This is a genomic window from Arthrobacter sp. MMS24-T111, assembly GCF_054888995.1.
The window spans coordinates 2,242,278-2,264,072 of the sequence record NZ_JBTZRO010000001.1; the positions used below are offsets into that span (position 1 = coordinate 2,242,278).

19 protein-coding genes, 2 tRNA genes and 2 pseudogenes are annotated in these 21,795 nt (G+C 67.4%); 17 read left to right on the forward strand and 6 right to left on the reverse strand.

Features of this window, described 5'->3' with window-relative positions; all coding sequences use genetic code 11:
- Positions 1-2 precede the first annotated feature (2 nt).
- Positions 3-596, reverse strand: coding sequence for a Tat pathway signal protein (locus tag ACX5I6_RS10535; RefSeq protein WP_285248591.1), 594 nt, complete (start codon positions 594-596; stop codon positions 3-5).
- Positions 597-730: 134 nt separating this feature from the next.
- On the opposite strand from ACX5I6_RS10535, the gene ACX5I6_RS10540 reads away from it, so the two are divergent.
- The 8 genes and pseudogenes from ACX5I6_RS10540 to ACX5I6_RS10575 all read left to right on the forward strand — a co-directional run bounded on the left by ACX5I6_RS10540 (position 731) and on the right by ACX5I6_RS10575 (position 8,094).
- Positions 731-1,384: an MOSC domain-containing protein gene (locus tag ACX5I6_RS10540; RefSeq protein ID WP_461840455.1), complete on the forward strand. Its 654-nt coding sequence runs from the start codon at positions 731-733 to the stop codon at positions 1,382-1,384.
- Between the two features lie 409 nt (positions 1,385-1,793).
- Positions 1,794-3,859: pseudogene (locus ACX5I6_RS10545) on the forward strand (DEAD/DEAH box helicase).
- Positions 3,860-4,154: 295 nt separating this feature from the next.
- A tRNA-Thr gene (locus ACX5I6_RS10550) sits at positions 4,155-4,226 on the forward strand.
- Between the two features lie 61 nt (positions 4,227-4,287).
- Positions 4,288-4,361 (forward strand) — tRNA-Met (locus ACX5I6_RS10555).
- A gap of 81 nt (positions 4,362-4,442) precedes the next feature.
- Positions 4,443-5,252 carry a membrane protein insertase YidC gene (gene yidC / locus ACX5I6_RS10560; protein WP_461840456.1) on the forward strand — a complete coding sequence of 270 codons (810 nt, stop codon included), beginning with the start codon at positions 4,443-4,445 and terminating at the stop codon, positions 5,250-5,252.
- 22 nt (positions 5,253-5,274) lie between these two features.
- The gene (locus ACX5I6_RS10565; protein WP_461840457.1) at positions 5,275-5,832 is read left to right on the forward strand and encodes a dihydrofolate reductase family protein; all 558 of its coding nucleotides are present in this window, start codon (positions 5,275-5,277) and stop codon (positions 5,830-5,832) included.
- A 16-nt stretch (positions 5,833-5,848) separates the two neighbouring features.
- Positions 5,849-6,504: pseudogene (locus ACX5I6_RS10570) on the forward strand (SDR family oxidoreductase).
- 18 nt (positions 6,505-6,522) lie between these two features.
- The gene (locus ACX5I6_RS10575) at positions 6,523-8,094 is read left to right on the forward strand and encodes a Na+/H+ antiporter (protein ID WP_461840458.1); all 1,572 of its coding nucleotides are present in this window, start codon (positions 6,523-6,525) and stop codon (positions 8,092-8,094) included.
- Here ACX5I6_RS10575 and ACX5I6_RS10580 read toward each other — a convergent pair whose 3' ends face one another.
- A complete protein-coding gene (locus tag ACX5I6_RS10580) occupies positions 8,095-9,303 on the reverse strand; it encodes an ROK family protein (RefSeq protein ID WP_461840459.1) in 1,209 nt (402 codons plus the stop codon).
- A 97-nt stretch (positions 9,304-9,400) separates the two neighbouring features.
- Between ACX5I6_RS10580 and ACX5I6_RS10585 the strand changes: the two genes are divergently transcribed.
- The 7 genes from ACX5I6_RS10585 (at position 9,401) to ACX5I6_RS10615 (ending at position 15,317) form a co-directional block, all read left to right on the forward strand.
- Positions 9,401-11,113 (forward strand): glycoside hydrolase family 13 protein, encoded by a 1,713-nt coding sequence (locus ACX5I6_RS10585; RefSeq protein ID WP_461840460.1) that lies wholly within the window; start codon positions 9,401-9,403, stop codon positions 11,111-11,113.
- A 31-nt stretch (positions 11,114-11,144) separates the two neighbouring features.
- Positions 11,145-12,086, forward strand: coding sequence for an aldo/keto reductase (locus ACX5I6_RS10590; protein ID WP_461840461.1), 942 nt, complete (start codon positions 11,145-11,147; stop codon positions 12,084-12,086).
- Between the two features lie 157 nt (positions 12,087-12,243).
- Positions 12,244-13,107, forward strand: coding sequence for an HpcH/HpaI aldolase/citrate lyase family protein (locus ACX5I6_RS10595; RefSeq protein ID WP_018760509.1), 864 nt, complete (start codon positions 12,244-12,246; stop codon positions 13,105-13,107).
- 28 nt (positions 13,108-13,135) lie between these two features.
- Positions 13,136-14,095, forward strand: coding sequence for a DUF2797 domain-containing protein (locus ACX5I6_RS10600; RefSeq protein WP_461840462.1), 960 nt, complete (start codon positions 13,136-13,138; stop codon positions 14,093-14,095).
- 43 nt (positions 14,096-14,138) lie between these two features.
- Positions 14,139-14,363: a DUF3188 domain-containing protein gene (locus ACX5I6_RS10605; protein ID WP_018760507.1), complete on the forward strand. Its 225-nt coding sequence runs from the start codon at positions 14,139-14,141 to the stop codon at positions 14,361-14,363.
- 52 nt (positions 14,364-14,415) lie between these two features.
- On the forward strand, positions 14,416-14,877 hold the full coding sequence (locus ACX5I6_RS10610) for an FAS1-like dehydratase domain-containing protein (RefSeq protein ID WP_285248602.1): 462 nt from the start codon (positions 14,416-14,418) through the stop codon (positions 14,875-14,877).
- Between the two features lie 2 nt (positions 14,878-14,879).
- Positions 14,880-15,317, forward strand: a complete 438-nt coding sequence (locus tag ACX5I6_RS10615) for a MaoC family dehydratase (protein ID WP_387456144.1) — start codon at positions 14,880-14,882, stop codon at positions 15,315-15,317.
- A gap of 110 nt (positions 15,318-15,427) precedes the next feature.
- On the opposite strand, the gene ACX5I6_RS10620 is transcribed toward ACX5I6_RS10615, so the two are convergent.
- Positions 15,428-16,408 (reverse strand): trypsin-like serine peptidase, encoded by a 981-nt coding sequence (locus tag ACX5I6_RS10620; protein ID WP_461840463.1) that lies wholly within the window; start codon positions 16,406-16,408, stop codon positions 15,428-15,430.
- Positions 16,409-16,592: 184 nt separating this feature from the next.
- Here ACX5I6_RS10620 and ACX5I6_RS10625 point away from each other — a divergent pair, with 184 nt between their 5' ends.
- Positions 16,593-17,660: a UDP-N-acetylmuramate dehydrogenase gene (locus tag ACX5I6_RS10625; RefSeq protein ID WP_285248605.1), complete on the forward strand. Its 1,068-nt coding sequence runs from the start codon at positions 16,593-16,595 to the stop codon at positions 17,658-17,660.
- Between the two features lie 45 nt (positions 17,661-17,705).
- Positions 17,706-18,806, forward strand: coding sequence for a winged helix DNA-binding domain-containing protein (locus tag ACX5I6_RS10630; RefSeq protein ID WP_461840464.1), 1,101 nt, complete (start codon positions 17,706-17,708; stop codon positions 18,804-18,806).
- Here the strand turns inward: ACX5I6_RS10630 and ACX5I6_RS10635 are convergent.
- The 3 genes from ACX5I6_RS10635 to ACX5I6_RS10645 form a co-directional block, all read right to left on the reverse strand.
- The gene (locus tag ACX5I6_RS10635) at positions 18,803-19,963 is read right to left on the reverse strand and encodes a cation:proton antiporter (RefSeq protein ID WP_461840465.1); all 1,161 of its coding nucleotides are present in this window, start codon (positions 19,961-19,963) and stop codon (positions 18,803-18,805) included. The two genes, ACX5I6_RS10630 and ACX5I6_RS10635, sit on opposite strands and share 4 nt — an antisense overlap.
- A 30-nt stretch (positions 19,964-19,993) precedes the next feature.
- Positions 19,994-21,124: an aspartate-semialdehyde dehydrogenase gene (asd, locus tag ACX5I6_RS10640; protein ID WP_461840466.1), complete on the reverse strand. Its 1,131-nt coding sequence runs from the start codon at positions 21,122-21,124 to the stop codon at positions 19,994-19,996.
- Between the two features lie 148 nt (positions 21,125-21,272).
- Positions 21,273-21,503: a hypothetical protein gene (locus tag ACX5I6_RS10645; RefSeq protein ID WP_461840467.1), complete on the reverse strand. Its 231-nt coding sequence runs from the start codon at positions 21,501-21,503 to the stop codon at positions 21,273-21,275.
- Positions 21,504-21,795 lie beyond the last annotated feature (292 nt).

The following is a 21,795-nucleotide window of genomic DNA, read 5'->3' on the forward strand; positions in this document are numbered from 1 at the left end:
GCTCAGCCTCCCGAGACCTTGCCGCCGCCGCCACTCGAGCCGCTCTTGGCGCTGGAACCAAACCCGCCGCGGCTGACCGTGCCGCCCTTGCTGCTGTACCCCGTGGAAGCCTTGGCCCCGCTGGGGATGGTCCGCGTGTAACCCGGCGCCGTGGACCTGTTCTGGCCCACCGGCGGGACGCTGGCCCCGCGGGAGTAGAAATACCAGGCGTAGACGCCGCCGCTGCGGCCGGCGGAGCTGTCGCAGTTGGTATCCTCGACGCGCTCGCCGGTGTCGTCGTTGAAGCAGACCTGCGCGTACTCGGGGTCGTCCTCGTTGCTGGCCACCACCGCCGTGATGGTTCCCGCCAGGAGGGCCGTAACGCCCAGGCCCACCACCACCGTGCGGCGCTGGGAGCGCTTCTTCTTCGCCGCAGCGGCATTGAGCTGCTTTTCGCGCTCGCGGGCAAACGGGTCCACCAGGGGGACCGGCTCCTTGAGGAGGTCGGGGCGCAGCTCCGGCTTGGGGACCTGCCAGGGCGGCGGCTTGGCGGTTCCGCCTCCCTCCGGAGGCGCCTTTTCCGGGTCCTCTTTCGGGTCTTTTTCGTTCGAGTCCACGGCCGTCCCCCTCGGTTGTCCATACTCTTTGGGCGCAGCGCTGCACCCCCACCTGCAAGTCTCGACCCAGCGTAGTCCCTGCAAGACTGAGTTGACGAGATTGGCACCACCGGCAGGAACCCTAGACTGAAGCCATGGAACCAGCTTCTGTCCTCGCCGTCTGCCGCGTCCACCAGCTCCTGGGAGACCAAGGAAACGTTGGTGTCACGGCGATCGACAAACGCCCGTCCGACGGTCCCGTGAAGGTGCACAAGCTGGGCGTGCACGGGGACATCCAGGCCAACCGGGTCCACCACGGCGGCGAGGACCAGGCCATCTACGCCTACTCCCAGTCCGACGCGGATTTCTGGGCCGGGGCGCTCGGACGCGAGCTGCCGCCGGGGATCTTTGGGGAGAACCTGCGGGTCTCCGGCATCGAACCAACCAATGCGGTGATCGGGGAGCGCTGGCAGGTAGGGACCGACGTCGTCCTTGAAGTCACCTCGCCGCGCGTCCCCTGCGCCACCTTCCAACGCCGGATGAAGGAACCCCAGTGGGTGAAGCGCTTCACCGAGGAAGGCCGGGTGGGCGCCTACCTGCGCGTTATCCGCACCGGCACCGTCCAGGCGGGCGATTACATCCACCGGACGTTCGTGCCGCGCCATGGAGTCACCATCGGCCGGTGGTTCAGCGCGCCCGACGCGGAGGCCGTCGAGGCCCTCCGCGATGCCGAGGCCGACGGCGAAATCAGGCTCCAGGAGGAATACCACACCAAGTTCGAGGTACTGATGCGGCGGCTGGGGGAGTAGCCACCACAGCCCTGTGGCGCGCGCTCCCCGGGCCCGTGTGCGCAAGCTCACCGCCGTCGTCGGGCCCTTGATTTCCCGCAGGCGGTGTCCGTCCCTTACACTTGAAATATCCCCCACTCCGGAAATCCCTTATTCCTGCCCAATTTTTGAGGCAGGACTGGCAAGTGTTGGGGCCCGCGCAAGCGATGCGGGCATTTTCATAGGGAGAGCCGGCTAAAGAAAACGCTGTACAGACTGCTGGGATAGCAGCCAAGAGATGCAGCGCGAAGTCCTGCCACGGGATTGCGAAAGCGCCGGACTTCTGTGACCGGCCGGTCAACGTCTGCCCGGCACCATCGGCACGTGTACTGCGGCTCCGCTCACCTCGGGTTGTGCCGCCTGGCCCCCTATGGATGAGGAATATCTCCCTATGCCCGAAAATCAGAACGAAACCACCGCTGTTGTCGAGGACGCCGCCGGGGCTCCCGTAACCGCTCCCGCCGCGGAAGCCCCAGCTGCTGAGGCTCCCGCCGCTGAGGCGCCTGCCACGGCCGCCCCCGCTGCGGATGAAGACGAAGACACCGTCAAATTCGCCGATCTTGGCATCGATGGCCGCGTCCTGGCCGCCCTGCAGGACGTCGGGTACGAAAAGCCTTCCCCATCCAGGCAGCCACCATCCCGCTGCTGCTTGAAGGCCGCGACGTGGTGGGCCTGGCCCAGACCGGCACCGGTAAGACTGCAGCATTCGCAGTACCGGCGCTGTCCCGCCTGGCCGAACTCCACGATCTCAACGGCCCCTCCCGGAAGACCCAGGCCCTGGTCCTGGCTCCCACCCGCGAGCTGGCGCTGCAGGTTGCCGAAGCGTTCACCTCCTACGCCAAGCACATTGATGACTTCACCGTCCTGCCGGTCTACGGCGGGTCCGCCTACGGCCCCCAGCTTGCCGGCCTTCGCCGCGGCGCCCAGGTGGTTGTGGGTACCCCCGGCCGCGTGATCGACCACATCTCCAAGGGTTCCCTGGACCTGTCCGAACTCCAGTACCTGGTACTGGACGAGGCTGACGAGATGCTGCGGATGGGCTTCGCCGAAGACGTGGAGCAGATCTTCCAGCAGACCCCGGAGGACCGCCAGGTGGCGCTGTTCTCGGCCACCATGCCGGGCCAGATCCGCCGGATGTCCAAGCAGTACCTCAACAATCCGGCCGAGGTCCAGGTCAAGTCCAAGACCACCACCGGAGCCAACACCCGGCAGCGCTACCTCCAGATCATGGGCCCGCAGAAGCTGGACGCGCTGACCCGCATCCTTGAGGTGGAAGACTTCGACGGCGTCATCGCCTTCGTGCGGACCAAGATGGCCACCGAGGACCTGGCTGACAAGCTGAAGTCCCGCGGCTTCCAGGCTGCCGCCATCAACGGCGACATCCCGCAGCAGCAGCGCGAGCGTACCGTCGACGCGCTGAAGGAGGGCCGGATCGACATCCTGGTGGCCACCGACGTTGCCGCCCGTGGCCTTGACGTCGAGCGGATCAGCCACGTCATCAACTACGACATCCCGCATGACACCGAGTCCTACGTGCACCGCATCGGCCGCACGGGCCGTGCCGGCCGTTCCGGCGAAGCGATCCTGTTCATGACGCCGCGGGAGAAGTACTTGCTGCGTTCCATCGAAAAGGCCACCCGCCAGCCGGTGGAACAGATGCACCTGCCCACGGCCGAGACCGTGAACACGCTGCGCCTGGGCAAGTTCGCCGAGCGCATCACCGAGACCCTCGCCTCCGAGGACGTCGCGGCGTTCCGCGACCTCATCGCCTCCTATGAGGAAGAGCACAACGTCCCGGCAGCAGAGATCGCTGCGGCCCTTGCCGTGATGGCGCAGGGCGGCCAGCCGCTGCTGGTCAAGGAACTGCCTGCCGCTCCTGAATTCCAGAAGCGCGAGCGCTCCAAGGACGGCTTCGGTTCCCGCGGGCCCACCCGCGCGCTGACCGAGGGCAATGCCACCTACCGGATCGCCGTGGGACGCCGCCAGCGCGTCATGCCCGGTTCCATCGTGGGCGCCATTGCCAACGAGGGCGGCATCTCGTCCGCGCAGATCGGCGGGATCGACATCCGCTCGGACCACTCCCTGGTGGAGCTGCCCGCAGACCTGAGCCCCGAGCAGCTGCGCGCCCTGTCCCGTACCCGGATCGGCGGCGAGCTGATCCACCTCGAGCTGGACAACGGCCGCAGGCCCTCCGGCGACCGGCCCAGCTACCAGGGCAACCGCGGCGGCAACTTCAAGGGCAACGGCGGGTTCAAGAAGGAATTCCGGAAGAACGACGGTGAGCGGTCCTCCGCTGAGAGGGGCGGACGCTCTTACACCGAGCGGTCTGAGCGGTCCTTCAGCGACCGGGGCCAGGCCGGCGACTCGCGCTTTGGTGGCCACGGCGACGGCTCCCGCAAGCCCCGCCACGGCGGCGACAGCGGACACCGCGACTTCAACCGCAAGGGCAAGTGGTAAACGCCCGGCGTTGAGGAATTGACGACGGCGATGGGCCGGCTTTCGAGCCGGCCCATCGGCGTTTAAGCGCCCGGGTGTGGGACTGGCCACATTCGTGCCCCGGCGCGGTGGTCCGGGGCCCCGGAAAGGTCCCTGGCGCCGTCGTCCTCCTTGCTGTCCTGTGCCCCTTCAGCCCCGGATTTCCGCGGAAAGCCGCGCTTTCGCGGATCTCATAAGAGCCTGTCCAGCCGCCCCGGAGGGGCTCCGGGCGCCGATTTGTTGGTGCGTAAATCTTCCGGTAGAGTATTTACTCGTTGCCCCCCTAGCTCAGTGGTAGAGCGCGTTCTTGGTAAGAACGAGGTCACCGGATCGATTCCGGTGGGGGGCTCTGGATGAGGGCCTGCGTCAAGGCGGTTTTGACCGGCTTGACGCAGGTTTTTCTCATTCGTGGCGGTGTAGCTCAGTTGGTTAGAGCGCACGACTCATAATCGTGAGGTCGGGAGATCGAGCCTCCCCACCGCTACAGGCTAAGCCCCCGGAATCCGCAGGGATTCCGGGGGCTTTCCTGTTCCCGGATCGGCAGTAGCTTTGCAGCAACTGGCGGATGGGGGATTCGGTGGATGTTGTTGCCGCGGTCATGGAGCCGTTCCGGTGGCTGGTGTCCGTCATCATGGTCGATTTCCACGACGGGCTCAGTTCGGCGGGAATGCCTCCGGCAGCCGGCTGGACCTGGACCCTGGCCATTGTGGGCCTGGTCCTGGTGATCCGGGCCGCCCTTATTCCGGTGTTCCTGGCGCAGGTCCGGGCCCAGCGCAGGATGAGCCGCCTGCAGCCGGACCTGAAGGAACTGCAGGACAGGTACAAGGGCAGGACAGACCAGGCTTCTCGGCAGGCCCTGGCCCAGGAGCAGATGGCCCTGTACCGGAAGCACGGCACCAATCCCTTCTCCGCGTGCCTGCCCCTGCTGATCCAGGCGCCGTTCTTCCTGGCCCTGTTCCAGGTCCTGTCAGGGGTCTCCAACGCCTCGCAGCAGGGGACCGGCATCGGCGCCATGGGCACGGCGCAGGTGGCCCAATTCGATTCGTCCAACATTTTCGGGGCATCCCTGTCCGCGTCCCTGGTCCACGGCGGGGGCGACCCGGCCGCAGTAGCCGTGCTCGCTGTCGCCATGATCCTGCTGATGACCGGTTGCCAGTTCCTGACCCAGAGGCTCGTGGCTGCACGGACCATGGCCGCGCAGGACCCGGAGAGCCCGCTGGTCCGGCAGCAGAAGATCCTGCTGTATGTGCTTCCGCTGGTTTTTGGCGTGGGCGGCATTTTCTTCCCCATCGGCGTGCTGGCCTACTGGACTGTTTCCAACCTCTGGACCTTGGGGCAGCAGTACCTGGTGGCACGAAGTCCTGGGCCCGAATGACTTCCACGTGCAGAATGGGCCCATGGCGCAGCTGATCTACTCCGGAATCATGTCCCTTGACGGCTACACGGCGGACCGGGACGGCAACTTTGCCTGGTCCGCCCCTGACGAGGAGGTCCATGCCTTCATCAACGACCTCGAACGGGACGTGGGTACGTACCTTTTCGGCCGCAGGATGTACCAGGTCATGTCGGCCTGGGAAACGTGGGACACGTCGGATGAACCGGCCGTGATCCAGGACTACGCGCGGATCTGGAAGGGGGCGGACAAGGTGGTGTACTCGAGGACTCTTGACGCCGCGGCGACACCCAGGACCCGGGTGGAACCCCAGTTCCGGCCTGACGACGTGCGGAGCCTGAAGTCCGCCGGCGGCAAGGACATCACCATTGGCGGGCCCACGCTCGCCGCGCACGCCCTCAATGCCGGCCTCGTGGACGAGTGCCGGCTGTTCATCACCCCGGTGGCCGTGGGTGGCGGCCTGCGTTTCCTGCCGGAGGGCATGGAGTCCCGGCTGGAGCTTGTCGATGAGCGCCGCTTCGAAGCGGGCACGGTGTACCTGCGTTACAGATGTCTGGCCTAGCAGGCAGAATGGGGGCATGACACGCATCGCCATCATTGGCGGCCACGGGAAAGTGGCCCTCCTCCTGTCCCCCTCCTGACCGGGGAGGGCCACAGCGTCACCTCGTTCATCAGGAATCCCGACCATGCGGCGGACGTTACGGAGACCGGCGCCACGCCGGTGGTCCTGGACGTCGAGAATGCCTCCACCGCGGACATCGCCGCTGGACTCCAGGGCCACGACGCCGTGGTCTGGTCCGCAGGCGCCGGCGGCGGCAACCCTGAACGGACCTACGCCGTTGACCGGGACGCTGCCATCCGCTCCATCGACGCCGCCACCCAAGCGGGCGTCAACCGGTACGTCATGGTGTCCTACTTCGGCGCCGGCAAGGACCACGGCGTCCCCGAAAGCAACAGCTTCTTCGCCTATGCGGAGGCCAAGGCCGCGGCGGACGAGTACCTGCGCGGTACCTCCCTTGAGTGGACCATCCTGGGCCCGGGTGCCTTGACTGATAAACCCGGAACCGGCCTGATCGACGTCGACCCGTCACCTGACGGGGACCGCGACACGTCCCGGTCCAACACGGCCATCGTGGCGGCGGCGGTGCTGGACCTGCCCCAGACCGCAGGCCGGACCATCGAATTCCGCGACGGCACCCTTCCGGTCTCGGCCGCCCTGGGACCGCGCGCCTAGGCGCCGGGAACGGGCCGGATGGATCAGCTCGCCCTCATCATTGGGCTGCTGCTTGCCACGGTGGTGGCCGTGGGGTTGGGGGACCGGCTGAGGCTGCCGTACCCGGTCCTGATGCTGCTCCTGGCGGTGGCGTTGACGTTCATTCCAGGATTTCCGGATCTTGAGATTGCACCCGAGCTGATTCTTCCCATCTTCCTGCCGCCGCTGTTGTTCGCGACCGCCCAGCGCAGCGCGTGGGCGGTGTTCCGGGTCCGCTGGCGCACGTTGATCATGCTGGCCGTGGCCCTGGTGGTGATCAGTACCGCTGTGGTGGCCGGGGCGGCGTGGCTGATGATTCCCGGCATCGGAGTTCCCGCCGCCATCGCGCTCGGCGCCATGGTGGCCCCTCCGGATCCGGTGGCGGTGGAGTCCGTGGCGGGCCGGGTGCACATGCCGCGGCGCCTGATTACCGTGCTGCAGAGCGAAGGCCTGTTCAATGACGCCGCCGCCATCGTCATTTTCCAGGCGGCCGTCGCCGCCGCTGTGGGCGGCACCAAGGTGGGGTCCGACGTCGTCCTGAAGTTCCTCCTGGGCGCCGCGCTTGCCGTGGTGGTCGGCGTCGCCATGGGGTGGGTGATCGCCCTGGTCACCAGGCTGGTCACCTCCATGGTCGCCCGGAGCGCGGTGACCCTGGTGGTGCCGTTTGCCGCCTACATCTTGGCGGAGGAGGTGCACGCGTCCGGCGTGATCGCCGTCGTGGTCACCGCACTCGAAATGCAGCGCCACGCCCGCCCCCAGGACGCCGCCGAGCGCGTCACGCGGAACGCCTTCTGGGACGTGGTGGAGCTGCTGGTCACGGGGCTGGCCTTCGGCCTGGTGGGACTGGAGATCCGGCACGTCATCCGGGATGAGGGTGCCGGCATTTTCGGCATGATCGGGGTGGCGGCCGTGGTGTGCATCCTGGTCTTCGCTGTCCGGTTCCTGTGGCTGGCCGTCCTCGCCGCGGGTGCCCGGAAGCGCAAGAACGTCCTGCAGCCCACGTCGTGGAAGGAAGTCCTCATCCTGACGTGGTGCGGGATGCGCGGGCTCGCCACCCTGGCGCTGGCCCTGGCGCTGCCCTTGACCCTGGCAGACGGTGCGCCGTTCCCCGGCCGGGACTACCTGCTGGTGATTGCCTGTGCGGTGCTGCTGGCCACGCTGGTCCTTCCGGGCCTGACGCTGCCGTGGCTGATGCGCGTCCTGAACGCCTCCGAGGACGGGACGGCCGAACGTAACGCCGTCCGGGTACTCGCCGCGCGCGCCCAGGCCGCCGCCGTCGCGGCCCTGAAGCAGCATCATCTGATGAAGGACCTGCCGCCGGAAATGGTGGCCCTGGTCAAGGAACGGATGCGCCGCCTGCAGGTAGAGCTGGCGGGCGGAAACCTCCCGGATGAGCCCCTGGCGGAAAAACGGAAGCGCGGGCGGGAACTGGCCATCGCGGTCCAGACGATTGCGTTGGATGCCGCGCGGCAGGAAGTGGTGGCGGCCCGCAACGAACCGGACGTGGATCCGGAGGTGGCGGACCGGGTGCTGAGGCAACTGGACCTGCGCACCATGATCATGCCGGAATAGCTACGCTTGCGCCGGCGGCACCAACTCAAGGTCGAGCGAATGCTTCTCCACGTAGTCCAGGGCACAGCGCACCGCACCCACCGTCACGATCGAGTCCCCCAGCGGGGAGACGGACACCCGCGCGGGGGTGGCGGTAAAGTCCTTTAGCCGTGCGGTGATGGGGCCCAGCAGCATGTCCGCGGAATTGGCCACGCCGCCGCCGATCACCACCAGCTCCGGGTTGAGCAAGGTGGCCACGGTCCCCACCACCCGGGCCATCCTGTCTGCCAGCCGGTCCAGGATGTCCTGGGCCACGGCGTCACCGTCCGCGGCGGCCGAGAAGACCTGCTCGGCCTCGACCCGGCCCGGCTGGAAGGCCCTGAGCACGGTGGGGGCGGACCCGGCCAAGGCTTCCGCGGCCCAGGTCCGGGCCAGGTGGGCGATCCCATAGGTGTCGCCCACCCCGTCAACCAAATCCAGGTAGGCAAGCTCCCCGGCGCTGCCGCGGTTGCCGTGCACCAGCCGGCCCCCTTCCACGATTCCGGACCCCAGCCGTTCGCTCGCCAGGATTACCACGACGTCATCGATCCCGGCGGCCGAGCCGAGCCACCGCTCGCCCAAGGCGGCCAGGTTGGCGTCGTTCTCGAGCAGCACGGTCCACCCCCGGGCCTCCTTCAAAGCCGGCCGCAGTCCCAGATCGAACAGGCCCCAGAATTCCTGCGTTGCCAGCACCTCTCCGTGCCGGTCCACCGGCGCGGCAACGCCGGCGCAGACCGCGAGGACCTGGTCCGGTGCCGCTCCGGCGGAGCGCAGTGCCGCCATGGCAACGCCATCGATGAACGCAATGCGTTCCCCGGATCCCACCTCGCCGGCCTGGAACGGCCGGCTGGCGCGTCCAACGGTTGTGCCCCGAAGGTCCGAGACCACCACGGTGACCTTGGCGTATCCGATGTCCATGCCCAGCACCACGCCGGCCCGGTCGTTGAGTTCGAACCGGCGGGCAGGCCGGCCCTTCTGGTAGCCCCCGAACTCGCGCTGGTTCTCCCGTTCAAGGACCCAGCCCCGCCGGACCAGGTCCTCGCAGACGGCAATGGTGGTGGCGCGGGTCAGGCCGGTTGCTGCCATGACGTCCGTGACGGTGACTGCCGCGGCGGAGCGCATGAACTCAAGGACCGCGCCGGCGCTGACCCGCCGCAGCAATTGGGGAGTCGCCGGAACCGGCTCAGGCATGCTGTTGACCTTCCTGCACAATGCACCAGATAATACTTGGGGAAGTAAATTTAGATCCAATATAAATATACCCACACCGACGAAAAGGACCGTTTCCTTGTCCACCACTGCCACGCTGGCAACCCTGTCCGACTCCGACCGCCTCGCCGATCCCAACTGGTGGCGCCAGGCTTCCGTCTACCAGATCTACCCGCGCAGCTTCGCGGACTCCAACGGCGACGGCATCGGTGACCTGAAGGGCATCACCGCCAAGGTGCCGTACCTGAAGTCGCTGGGAATCGACGCCGTCTGGCTGAGCCCGTTCTACCCCTCTGCCCTCGCTGACGGCGGCTACGACGTGGACGACTACCGCGACGTCGATCCCAAGCTCGGAACGCTGGCGGACTTCGACGAGATGGCCAAGGCCCTGCACGACGCCGGCATCAAGCTGATCGCCGACATCGTCCCCAACCACTCCTCCAACCGGCACCGGTGGTTCCAGGAGGCGCTGGCCGCACCCAAGGGATCCCCGGCCCGCGACCGCTACATCTTCCGCGACGGCAAGGGCCCCAACGGTGAGTTCCCGCCGTCGGACTGGGACTCGGTGTTCGGCGGACCCGCGTGGGAGCGGATCACCGAACCGGACGGCACGCCCGGCCAGTGGTACATGCACATCTTCGCCAAGGAGCAGCCGGACCTGAACTGGTCCAACCGCGAGATCCGCGACGACTTCCTGAAGACCCTGCGCTTCTGGTCCGACCGCGGCGTGGACGGCTTCCGCGTCGACGTGGCGCACGCGCTGACCAAGGACCTCACCGAGCCGCTGCTGTCCAAGCTGGAACTGAGCGCGGCCAACACCGGCGTGGACGGGTTCGACGACGGCTCGCACCCGTTCTGGGACCGCGACGAAGTCCACGAAATCTACGCCGAATGGCGTGAGGTGTTCAACGAGTACAGCCCGCCCCGCACCGCCGTGGCCGAAGCCTGGGTGCACGCCACCCGGCGCGCCCGCTACGCCAGTCCCCAGGGCCTGGGCCAGGCGTTCAACTTCGACCTGCTGCAGGCCGATTTCGACGCCGCCGAGTACCAGGAGATCATCACCCGCAACCTTGCCGAGGCCGCTGCCACCGGCGCCTCCTCCACCTGGGTGTTCTCCAACCACGACGTCGTCCGGCACGCCACCCGTTACGGTCTGCCGCAGGTGGCCAAGGAGAAGGCCGGTGCCAAGGGCCAGGACGGCAAGGACTGGCTGCTCGCCGGGGGACCACAGGACCAGCTGGACGTGGAACTCGGCGAACGCCGGGCCCGCGCCGCAACCTTGCTGATGCTCGCCGTTCCCGGCTCCGCCTACCTCTACCAGGGCGAGGAACTGGGCCTGCAGGAAGTGGCCGACATCCCCGAATCGGAACGCCAGGATCCGTCCTTCTTCCGCAACAAGGGCGTGGAAATCGGCCGCGACGGCTGCCGCGTGCCGCTGCCGTGGAAGGTCGAGGGAACCTCGTTCGGCTTTGGCGACGGCGGCTCCCACCTGCCGCAGCCGGACTGGTTCAGCAAGTACGCCGTCGAGGCCCAGGACGGCACCGAAGGCTCCACCCTGGAGCTTTACCGCAAGGCCCTGAAGCTGCGCCGGGAACTGCTCACGGGTGAAGGGCTGGAGTGGATCGAAGCCGGCGCACCGGACGTGCTGCACTTCAAGCGCCCCAACGGCTGGCAGTCGGTGACCAACTTCGGGACCACGGCTGTGGACCTTCCCGCCGGTGAAGTGCTGGTTAGCAGCTCGCCGCTGGAGGATGGCAAGCTGCCGGCGAACACCACCGCGTGGCTGCGCTGATGCACGGCAGCCGTGGGACCGGGTGCCCCTGATGCAGGAACTCATCTACGGGTGCATGGGACTGGGCGGCAGCTGGTCTGACGAGCCGCATGAAGCCAAGCATGTGGACCAGGCCGCTGCCGCCGTCCACGCGGCGATGGCCGCAGGGACCACCCTGTTCGATCACGCGGACATCTACCGGCGGGGCAAGTCGGAAGCAGTCTTTGGCGAGGTGCTGGCGGCCACCCCGGGCCTGCGGGAGCGGATCCGGCTGCAGACCAAGTGCGGCATCCGGCTCAATGAACGCGGCCTGCAGACCCACTACGACCTCAGCCGGGAAGGCATCCTGGAGCGGGTCAACGGCAGCCTCGGGAGGCTTCGGACGGACTTCGTGGACATCCTGCTGTTGCACCGCCCGGATCCCTTGGCGGACCCGGCGGAGGTCGCGTCCGCCGTCGGGCAGCTGATGGCCGAGGGCAAGGTCCGGCAACTGGGTGTATCCAACATGTCTGCCGCCCAGATCGAAGCTTTGCAGGACCGGCTGGAGACGCCGGTGGTGGCCAACCAACTGGAGATGAGCCTGCTCAAGCGGGCCTGGCTGGAAAGCCAGGTCCTGGTGAACCACCCGGAGCACCTGGATTACAGCTTCCCGCACGGGACGCTGGAGTACTGCACCCGCAACAACATCACCCTGCAGGCGTACGGGTCCCTCGCCCGGGGCGCCTACACCGGGGCGGAGCTGGAAAGCCCCACCCGGGCAGAGGCCGCCACCGCCGAGCTTGTGGCGGAACTCGCGGAAGGGTACGGGGCCACCGGCGAGGCGGTCCTGCTGGGCTGGCTGATGAAGCACCCGGCCGGAATCGCGCCGGTGATCGGGACGGCCAACCCCGAACGCATCCTCGCCTGTGCCGAGGCGGAGAGGGTGGCCGGTGCCATGACCCGGGCCGACTGGTACCAGCTCTGGGTGACGGCACGCGGCAGCAACATCCCCTGACCGTTCCGCACCCCTGTGGCGGCAGGTGCCTTGATGCGTGGCCATCAGGGCACCTGCCGCTTCCATATCCGGTCACAACGCGTTTAGTTCGTATTGATCCTCACAAGCCGGCCGTTTTCTTCGCCGTGCCGCTTCCCGGGCGGATACTGTAGAAACCATGACGTCTACCATCGCCGCCGAAACCGTAAGGCCGGAACGCAATATCCCCGCAGAGATCGCCCGTTCGTGGCTGCTCGTCAATGCCATGAAGCCGGAGCTCTTCGACCAGTCGGCCGTGTCCCGCGCCGATTCGATCATCCTGGATATTGAAGATGCCGTGGACCCGTCGCAGAAGGACCAGGCCAGGGCCAATGTGGTGGACTGGCTGACCGCCGGCGGCCAGGCCTGGGTCCGGATCAACGACGCCACCAGCCCGTTCTGGGCCGATGACCTCGCGGGCCTGCGCGGCACCCCGGGCCTGCTGGGAGTCATGCTCGCCAAGACCGAGTCGGCTGACCAGGTGACCGAGAGCTTCCACCGCATGGACGGCAAGACCCCCGTGATCCCGCTGGTGGAGTCCGCGGTCGGCATCGAGGAAGCCAACAACATCGCCAAGGCCCAGGGCGCGTTCCGGCTGGCATTCGGTTCCGGCGATTTCCGCCGCGATACCGGCATGGCCGCCACCCCGGAGGCCATGGCCTACCCGCGCGCCAAGCTGGTCGTCGCCAGCCGCGTGGGCAACCTGCCCGGCCCCATCGACGGCCCCACCGTCGGCACCAACCACCCCATCCTGCGCGAACAGACCGGCATCACGGTGATGATGGGCATGACCGGCAAGCTCTGCCTGGCCATCGACCAGACCCCGGTGATCAACGAGGTCATCAGCCCCACCCCGTCCGACGTCGCATGGGCCACCGACTTCATGAACGACTTCGAAGCCAACGGCCGCGTGATCCGTGACGGCTCCGACCTGCCCCGCCTGGGCCGCGCCGAGAAGATCATGAAGCTCGCCGTAGCCTTCGGGGTCCAGCCGGCCCTTTAACGCCACCCCGTTCCCGCAGGAGACCCCGTTGACCGATACCCCATACCTGGTCCACGGGGTCTTTTGGGATGGGGCGCCCGCCTCCCCGGCAGTGCAGGCTTGCACAGCAGCGCCCGACGCCGGCAGCCCGGTTTTGCGGCTGCAGTCACCGGACGGGGACTTCCGGGAGCTCAGCCTCCAGCCGCGGGCACGCCTGGGCTTCGAGGTGGTCCGCCCCGGCAAGTCCTGCCTGGGGCATACGGTGGTTCACTCGTCAACGCGCCGGGACCATATCCCTTGTGCCTCGGCGGCGGCCGCGGCCCGCGGAAAACAGTGCGAGCGGTGCTTCGTGCTGGACGAATCCCGTTTGATGCATGATTTCCACCGCGGCGGCCGGGTCACGCCCGGCTTGCGGGATTACCTGATGCAGGAACACTGGCTGTATGTGGCCACCTTCGCAGGCGGCGCCACGAAGGTGGGAACGGCCTCCGGACCGCGAAAGTGGAACCGGCTGGCCGAACAGGGCGCCGCTGCGGCAACCTACGTCGCCAGGGCACGGGACGGAAAGGTGGTGCGCGTCCTTGAGGACCTGGTGACGGAGGAGGCGGGACTGACCCAGCAGGTCCGGTCCGCGGCTAAGGCCGAGGCCCTGTTGTACCCCCTTCCGGGTGCCGAGTTGACGGCCGTCAACGCCCGCGCCGCGGGCCAGGTGCGGGCGCTGCTGGCACGGACCGCGGTCGAGGGCTTCGACGCGGTGTCGGAGCAGTGGGTACGGCCGGTGCATGCCGGCGACCTCCATGCGGCCGGGCCCCGCCACGCGTACCCGCACGCATTGGACCGGGGGCGCCACGGCTTCGACGTCGCGTCGCTGAGCGGGGCGAATGCCCTGGTCCGGCTGGACGGCACGGACGCCGGATTCGTGGTCAACCTGTCCCAACTGGCCGCCCGGACCATCGTGCTGGGGGAGTACGCCTCAGCCGTGCCGGCACTGCAGGAAGCCCTGTTCTAACCGGCAGGGTTTGGCGGGCCGCCGGCCTCGGTAGACTTGGACGGTGCTGAACGAATTCTGGGCCACCGCGCCAACCCGCTACAAAGTCCTGGTCTTCAGCGCGATGGGACTGATTGCCGTGGGCATTGTCCTCAACCTCATCGGCAACACCGGCGGCAACCAGGGCCTCGCCATGGCTTCCTTGCCGCTGATCGGGCTGGGCCTGGTGCTGCACGTCGTCGGCATGGTGGTCCGCGGGCAGTCCATCCGGAAGAACCTCCGCCGGTAGCGTTTCGGCGCACGTTTCCTGCCGCCAACGCGCGGGAGATAGGCTGGAATCCATGACTATCAATCCGGACCTGCAGGGCCGCAGCTACCCTGCCGCAGAGGTGTACGACGTTGGCCGGGAGAAAATCCGCGAGTTCGCCCGCGCCGTGAAGGCCACGCACGCTGCACACTTCGACGTTGAGGCAGCCAAGGCGTTGGGCCACCGCGATCTCGTGGCGCCACCCACGTTCGCCATCATCATCGCCCAGCGGGCCGACGCCCAGCTCATCGAGGATCCGGACGCCGGAATCGACTTCTCCCGCGTGGTCCACGCCGACCAGCGGTTCACCCACCACCGCGCCATCGTGGCCGGAGACCGCCTCGTCGCGGAGCTGCACGTCGACGGTGTCCGGGCCATGGGCGGCGGCGCCATGATCACCACCCGCTCGGAGATCTTCGCCCTCGGCGACGGGGATTCCCGCGAGCAGGTCACCACCACCACATCGTCCATCCTGGTCCGCGGAGAGGGACAGTAACCATGCGCCCCAGCCTCACTGAACTCAGCCCCGGCCAGGACATCGGCAACCGCACCATCGAGGTGACCCGCACCGACCTGGTCAAGTATGCCGGCGCCTCCGGGGACTTCAACCCCATCCACTGGAACGAGGCTTTTGCCACCAGCGTGGAACTGCCCGGTGTCATCGCGCATGGCATGTTCACCATGGGCTCTGCCGTCCAGCTGGTCACGGACTGGGCAGGCGACCCTGCCGCCGTCGTCGATTTCCAGACCCGCTTCACCAAGCCCGTCCTGGTCACCGATACCACGGGCACTACTGAACCCGGCGCCACCGTGGAGGTCAGCGGCATCATCGGAAAGCTCGACGCCGAGGCCAACACCGCACGGATTGACCTCACCGTTGTGGCCGCCGGGCAAAAGGTGTTGATGAAGGCGCAGGCACTGGTCAAGCTGGCTTGACCCGGCCCTGACACCTCAGCCCGGCCCTTTCACCGGCCGGGCTGCTTAATGCGGTTGAGGGAGGATGCCCGAAGGCATCCTCCCTCAACCTTTTTTATGGCACGTGTGGGTCAGGAAGCGGCGGCGGCGTTGTAGGCCGACTGGATGACCGAGCCCCAATACGGGCCGTACATGGTGGTGGAGTTGCTGCCGTAGCCATAGCTGTTGACCGAGTTCTGGTAACCGCCCGCGGAGGTGCCAATGAACCACGGACCGCCGGACGAACCGCCGGTCATGTTGCAGGGGATGCCTTGGGTGTTGAACTGCGGGTTGTAGGGATCGTTGGTGGCCGTGCCCGAGCAGCTCTTGAGGGTTTCCCCGTTGAAAGGCGGCGCGGCCGGGTAGCCGAATGCCTTGTAGGCGAGGCCGCGCGCGGCATTGAACCGGACACCGGAGGCGCCCACGACATCCGCGAGGTTGCGGCCGTTCAGCGGCGACATCACGGCGAACCCGGTGTCGTACTGCATATTGCCCGAGGAGCTCCACTCGGTGGGGGCGTAGAGGGCCCGGGCCGTCCACTTGCCGTACGGAGCTGACCCGTTGAGGTAGGCGGGGACGAACGTGAACCGGGTTGCGAAGGCGCCGGGGCCCTCATTGATGCAGTGGCCCGCCGTGGACACCGTGCTCCGGTTCGTGGAGGCCACCGAGTTGGCCGAGCACACATAGTCTGTCCCGCCCAGGGTAAAGAACACTTTGCCGATATGCGGGACGGGGTTTTCGCTGGCGTTCGCCATCGGCTGGACCGTTGGATCCGATCCCTTGATTTTGGTTTCGCTGCCTGTGCTGGGCGATTCCCCCACGTGGGCAGTATTGCCCTTTTGCCGCTGCAATGCCTTCTTGGCGAGTGCATCGCCCGGGACGGCTGCCCGCATCCGCTCGGGCGTCCAGTAGTCGGCGGTGTCACCGGTTGTCCTGGTGCTGCTGATCCCGGGTACTGCGTCGTTTCCTGGCGCGGAGGGTGCCGCTGTTGCGCCGCCGGCCGAGGAGAAAGCGAACACTGCGGCTGTCGATAGGCTCATGAGGCTCGTGGCCAGAGTCCTGGTGATGGTCATAGCTGTCCTATGCGGTTTGGGGAATGCGAACCCAGGTCTGTGATCCGCTGGCTCGAAAATACGCACATATGACAACTTTGTAAATATCCAACACTGAACCTGTTAGTTATTTGTCGATTCTGTTACTCCTCGCAAGGCGGGGCCGGGCCGGGGCGGCCTGGAGGTTCCCTAGTATTGTTGACGGGTGACTGCCACCATGCTTTCCCAGCTGACCACGTCCGCCGTCGGCGGCCCCGCCGGAACCTTCATTGAGGCCCGGACCGAGGGCGAGATCATCGACGCCGTCAGGACGGCGGATGCCGCCGGCGAGCAGCTCCTGATCATCAGCGGCGGCTCCAACCTCCTGGTGTCCGACGACGGGTACCCCGGCACCGTGGTGAAGATCGCCTCGGAGGGCTTCACCGTGAATGCGGAGGACTCGTGCGGCGGTGTGGCCGTGGTGGTGCAGGCAGGCCACAATTGGGACCGGTTGGTGGAGTACGCCGTTCGCCATGCCTGGTCGGGGATAGAGGCCTTGTCCGGAATCCCGGGCTCCACCGGGGCCACGCCCGTCCAAAATGTGGGAGCGTACGGTGCCGAAGTGTCCCAGACCATCGCCGCCGTCCGTACCTGGGACCGGGAACGGAACGCGGTGCAGACGTTTACCAATTCGGAGCTGGAATTCGGTTACCGGGACTCCATCCTGAAGCGGAGCACCGTTGACGGTTCCCCCCGGTACGTGGTCCTCACCGTTGAATTCCAGCTGCCGTTGGGCCGCATGAGCGCGCCCATCCGTTATGCCGAACTGGCCCGGTCCCTCGGCGTCGAGGTGGGCAAGCGCGCTTACGCCAATGACGTCCGCCGGGAAGTGCTGCGGCTGCGCGCCTCCAAGGGGATGGTGTGGGACGCCGCCGACAGGGATACCTATTCCACCGGGTCGTTCTTCACCAACCCCATCGTCCCGGCCGATGTGGCCGACACGCTGCCCGAATCGGCTCCCCGCTATCCGGCAGGACAGGACGGACAGGTGAAACTCTCGGCAGCGTGGCTGATTGACCAGGCGGGGTTCGGCAAGGGGTTCGGGCTGGAACCGGGAAGCGTGTCCGCGGGCCGGGCCTCCCTGTCCACCAAGCACACGCTCGCCGTCACCAACCGCGGCTCAGCCAGCGCGGCGGATATGGTCGCTGTGGCGCGGGAGGTGCGCACCGGCGTCGAGCGCCGTTTCGGTATCCTGCTGCACCCCGAGCCGCTGCTTATCGGACTGGAACTCTAAGGGGGTGTAACTCTGGACAGCCGTGCCCCGGCCTAGGATGGGGCCATGGCTGCACGAGGTACACCGCGCGACCGCAGGATGATAGGCAGGCTGCGGCTCGCGTCGCAGCGCCTTGCGGGCGGAGGCGGCACGGTGCCGGAACTGGTCCGGTGGATGACTGCCATGCAGGCGCAGGAGCTGCCCGCAGCCCTGTGGGCGGTGGGAGTGCGGGTACCGGGCTCCGGACTCACGGACGTGCGGGCCGCCATCAACACCGGCACGGTGGTGCGGTCCTGGCCGATGCGCGGAACGCTGCATCTGGTGGCCCCCCAAGACCTGCGCTGGATGCTCGATCTCACCGCCGAGCGGCTCACCCGGAGCATCGCTGCCCGGCACCGCCAGCTGGACATTGCCTGGGCGGACGTTGAGAAGGCGCGGGACATCGCCCTTGACCGGATCCTGGCGGACGGCCCCATCAGCCGCGCCGAATTGTTCCGGGAATTCGACGCCGGCGGCCAGCCGACCCAGGGACAGCGGGGCGTCCACCTCTTGGGCTCGCTCTGCCGGCACGGCTGGCTGGTGCTGGGTCCCCTGGCCGGGAACCAGCAGCTGATTGCCGCGTTCGACCAGTGGATACCCTCCTCCCGCCGCCTGGACCGGGAGGAAGCAGTCGCGGAATTCCTGCTGCGCTACCTCCGCAGCCACGGCCCGGCCACCCTCCGGGACTTCGCCTGGTGGACGCAGCTGCCGCTGACCGAGGTGAGGTCCGCGCTCATGGAGGTCAGTGCGCAAGTGGTGGAGCTGGAATGGGGAGGGACCTCATACTGGATGTCGCCCGAGACGGCGTCCCTCCTCGACACCGGCCTGCCGGGCGCCCGCTCCGTGCGCCTGCTGCCCGGGTTTGACGAGTTCGTCCTCGGCTACACTGACCGCACGCCCGTCCTGGCCCCGGAGCACTTCGACCTGATCGTTCCGGGCGGCAACGGCATCTTCAAAAAGACCCTGGTGGCCGCGGGAACGGTGACCGGCACCTGGATGGTCCAGGGCACGGGCCGGAGCGCCGTCGTCGTTCCCGAAATGTTCCACGCAACCGCAACGTTTGGCCCTGCCGCCCAAAAAGCGCTTGCGAAGGCCGCGCGCGAGTATTTGGAGTTCCTGGCCCGCTAGGTTGATGGAAGCGGCTTCGCAGCTGCCGGCGGCGTCCACCGCCGGGCGGCACGCTGCCCTGCAAACGCACTCGCGGCAATCGTGACCAGAGCCCCGAGCAGCACTGCGGCGCCCTCACCGGGCAACAGGACCCCCGTCCGGGTTCCGATGCTGGCCGCGGCCACCGGGATGCCAAGCTGGGCAGCGGACAGGACGCCGAGGATGGCCGGCACGCCCAGCAGGCGGAGGACCACATGAATGAGCAGGGAGCCGCCACCGAGGCACAGTCCCAGCAGGATCATGCCAGGGTGCGCCGCCAAGTCACTCAGGTTCAGCGAGGCGCCCAGGCACACAAAGAAGACGGGGCCCAGGAACCCGTCGCTGACCGCGAACAACTGGTGGGCAAGGCGCCGGGGCTCACCCACCGCCGCCACCACCAGGCCGAAGGCGAAACCGGCCAGCATGATGGATACGTTGTTGAGCACGGCCAGTCCGGCCAGGGCGAAGAGGATTGCCAGTTGGATCCGGAGTTCCAAGGCGAACCTCCGGTTTTCCGAAAGTTTATGCAGCCTGGCGCGGGCGCCGGACTGCTCGGCGCGTCGCAGCAGCAGGAACAGCACCACCGAGCAAAGCGCGACGGCGAGGGAGCCCACCGCGGCCCGGCCTGCGTTCGCGGGGTCCAGGGCAAGGGGGAGTGCCACGATGCAGGCGACATCCGCGATGGCCACCTGTGCCGTCATGGCCAGCACGGGAGGGCCGCCGAGGCCCAGTGAGTCAACAATCGGCAGGACCATGGCTGCTGAGGAGGAAGCGAGCAGGACCGCATAGAGCGGGGCATGGCCGGTACCGAAGGCCGCCGCCACGGCAACTCCGGTGGCGGCAGCCAAGACCGCAGCCACCCCCGCCTGCACCGCACCGTGGCCGAGGGCTGAACGGATCCGGGCGTCCCTCACGGGCACATGGGTACCGACGACGAACATCAGCAGCGCAAAGCCGACGTCGGACAGGAGCCGCAGCGTGGGGTCGGAGGCATCGACCAGGTTCAGCCCGCTCCGGCCAATGGCGACGCCGGCGAACAGCTCGCCCGCCACCACTGGAACCCGCCATCTGGCAGGCAGCGCCAGCAACGGGCCGGCCATGGCAACCACGGTGATCAGGGCGAGGACCAGGAATGCCATGATCTGCCTCCGCGGCGGCCGGGCCGGCTGTTACAGGTTGCCGGTGGCGATGTTGAGCATGCGGCGCAGCGGCTCGGCGGCCCCCCAGAGCAGCTGGTCGCCCACGGTGAAGGCGCTGATGTACTGCGGGCCCATTTCCATCTTGCGGATGCGGCCCACCGGGATGTCCAGGGTGCCGGAGGCGGCAACGGGGGTCAGCTGCGCCATAGAGGCTTCCTTGGTGTTGGGAACCACCTTGGCCCACTGGTTGTCCTCGTCCAGCAGCTTCTCGATCTCGGCCACGGACAGGTCTTCGCGGAGCTTGAGGGTCAGTGCCTGGGAGTGGGAGCGCATGGCGCCGATACGGACGCAGAGTCCGTCCATGATCACCCGGTTTTCTTCGGAGGTGCCCAGGATCTTGTTGGTTTCAACCCCGGCCTTCCACTCTTCCTTGGACTGCCCGTTGCCCAGGTCCGCGTCGATCCAGGGGATCAGGGAGCCGGCCAGGGGGACGCCGAACTGGGTGGCGTCGATGTCCGTGCGCTGGTGGGCGAGGACCTTGCGGTCGATGTCCAGGATGGCCGACGCGGGGTCGTCCAGCTCCGTGCTCACCTCGGCGTTGAGCGTGCCGAACTGGCTGAGCAATTCACGCATGTGCCGGGCTCCGCCGCCGGAGGCAGCCTGGTAGGTCATGGAGGTGCCCCACTCCACCAGTCCGTTCTTGAACAGGCCGCCCAGGCCCATGAGCATGCAGGACACGGTGCAGTTGCCGCCAATGAAGTCCTTGGTGCCGTTGACCAGGCCCTTGTCGATGACGTCGCGGTTGATGGGGTCCAGGACAATGATGGAGTCGTCGCTCATGCGCAGGGTGGAAGCGGCGTCGATCCACAGGCCGTCCCAGCCGCGGCTGCGCAGTTCGCCGTGGACCTGCTTGGTGTAGTCGCCGCCCTGGGCGGTGACGATAATGGGCAGCTTGGCCAGCGTGTCGACGTCGAACGCGTTCTCGAGCTTGCCGGCGCCGTCAGCGAAGGACGGCGCGGCACCTCCCGCGTTGGAGGTGGAGAAGAACACCGGGTTGATGTTGGCGAAGTCGCCCTCGTCCTGCATGCGCTGCATGAGGACGGAGCCGACCATGCCGCGCCATCCGACCAGGCCGACGGAGGGGGTAGCTGCTGTAGTCATTCGACCAGTTTAGACTTCGGAACCAGCCGGGCGCAGTCGGTTACGTCACGGCCGGTCGGCCCTGCCGGCTCTGCAGTTCACCCGTCACGGTGCGGAGGATAATCCGCATCGCTTTGCTCCACCGGGCACCTGCGGCCTGGCGTGCGGTTCATTCGCCGAGCGGTCCTGCTCCAGGTTCCGGAGCATGCCGCTCCTTCCGCAGTTTCCTGGCCCGATACTCCTCCCTCGCCATGCGGACGGTATACCAGGCTCCAAAAATGCCGAATGCAGTGAGGACCAGGGCGCCCCAAAACGGCTGGCCGCCGTCCGCGAGGGGCCTGAGCAGTATTACCAGGGAAAGGATGGCCAAGAGCACCAGGACGCCTGTCAGGATGCCCATACCCCACCAGGTTTGGACCTGTACGTGGCCGCGGCCTGGGGAAAACCCTATTTCGTCGGCGGGGTAACTGTGCAGTTCGCCGGTGCTGGTGTTTCGTAGCACCCGTTTTTCACCCCGCGCAAGCGCGGCCTTATGTTCGGCGTGGACGGCATCGTTGCGGCGCTCACGGCCACTGTCGAAGCTCACTGCTGCAGCACGTCCGCCGTCGTGCTGAAATGCTGCGCGAGGGCCCTCGTTTGCTCGATGTCGTCGCCCCACAAAGTTCCTGCCATCAGGATTCCCCCAATATTCG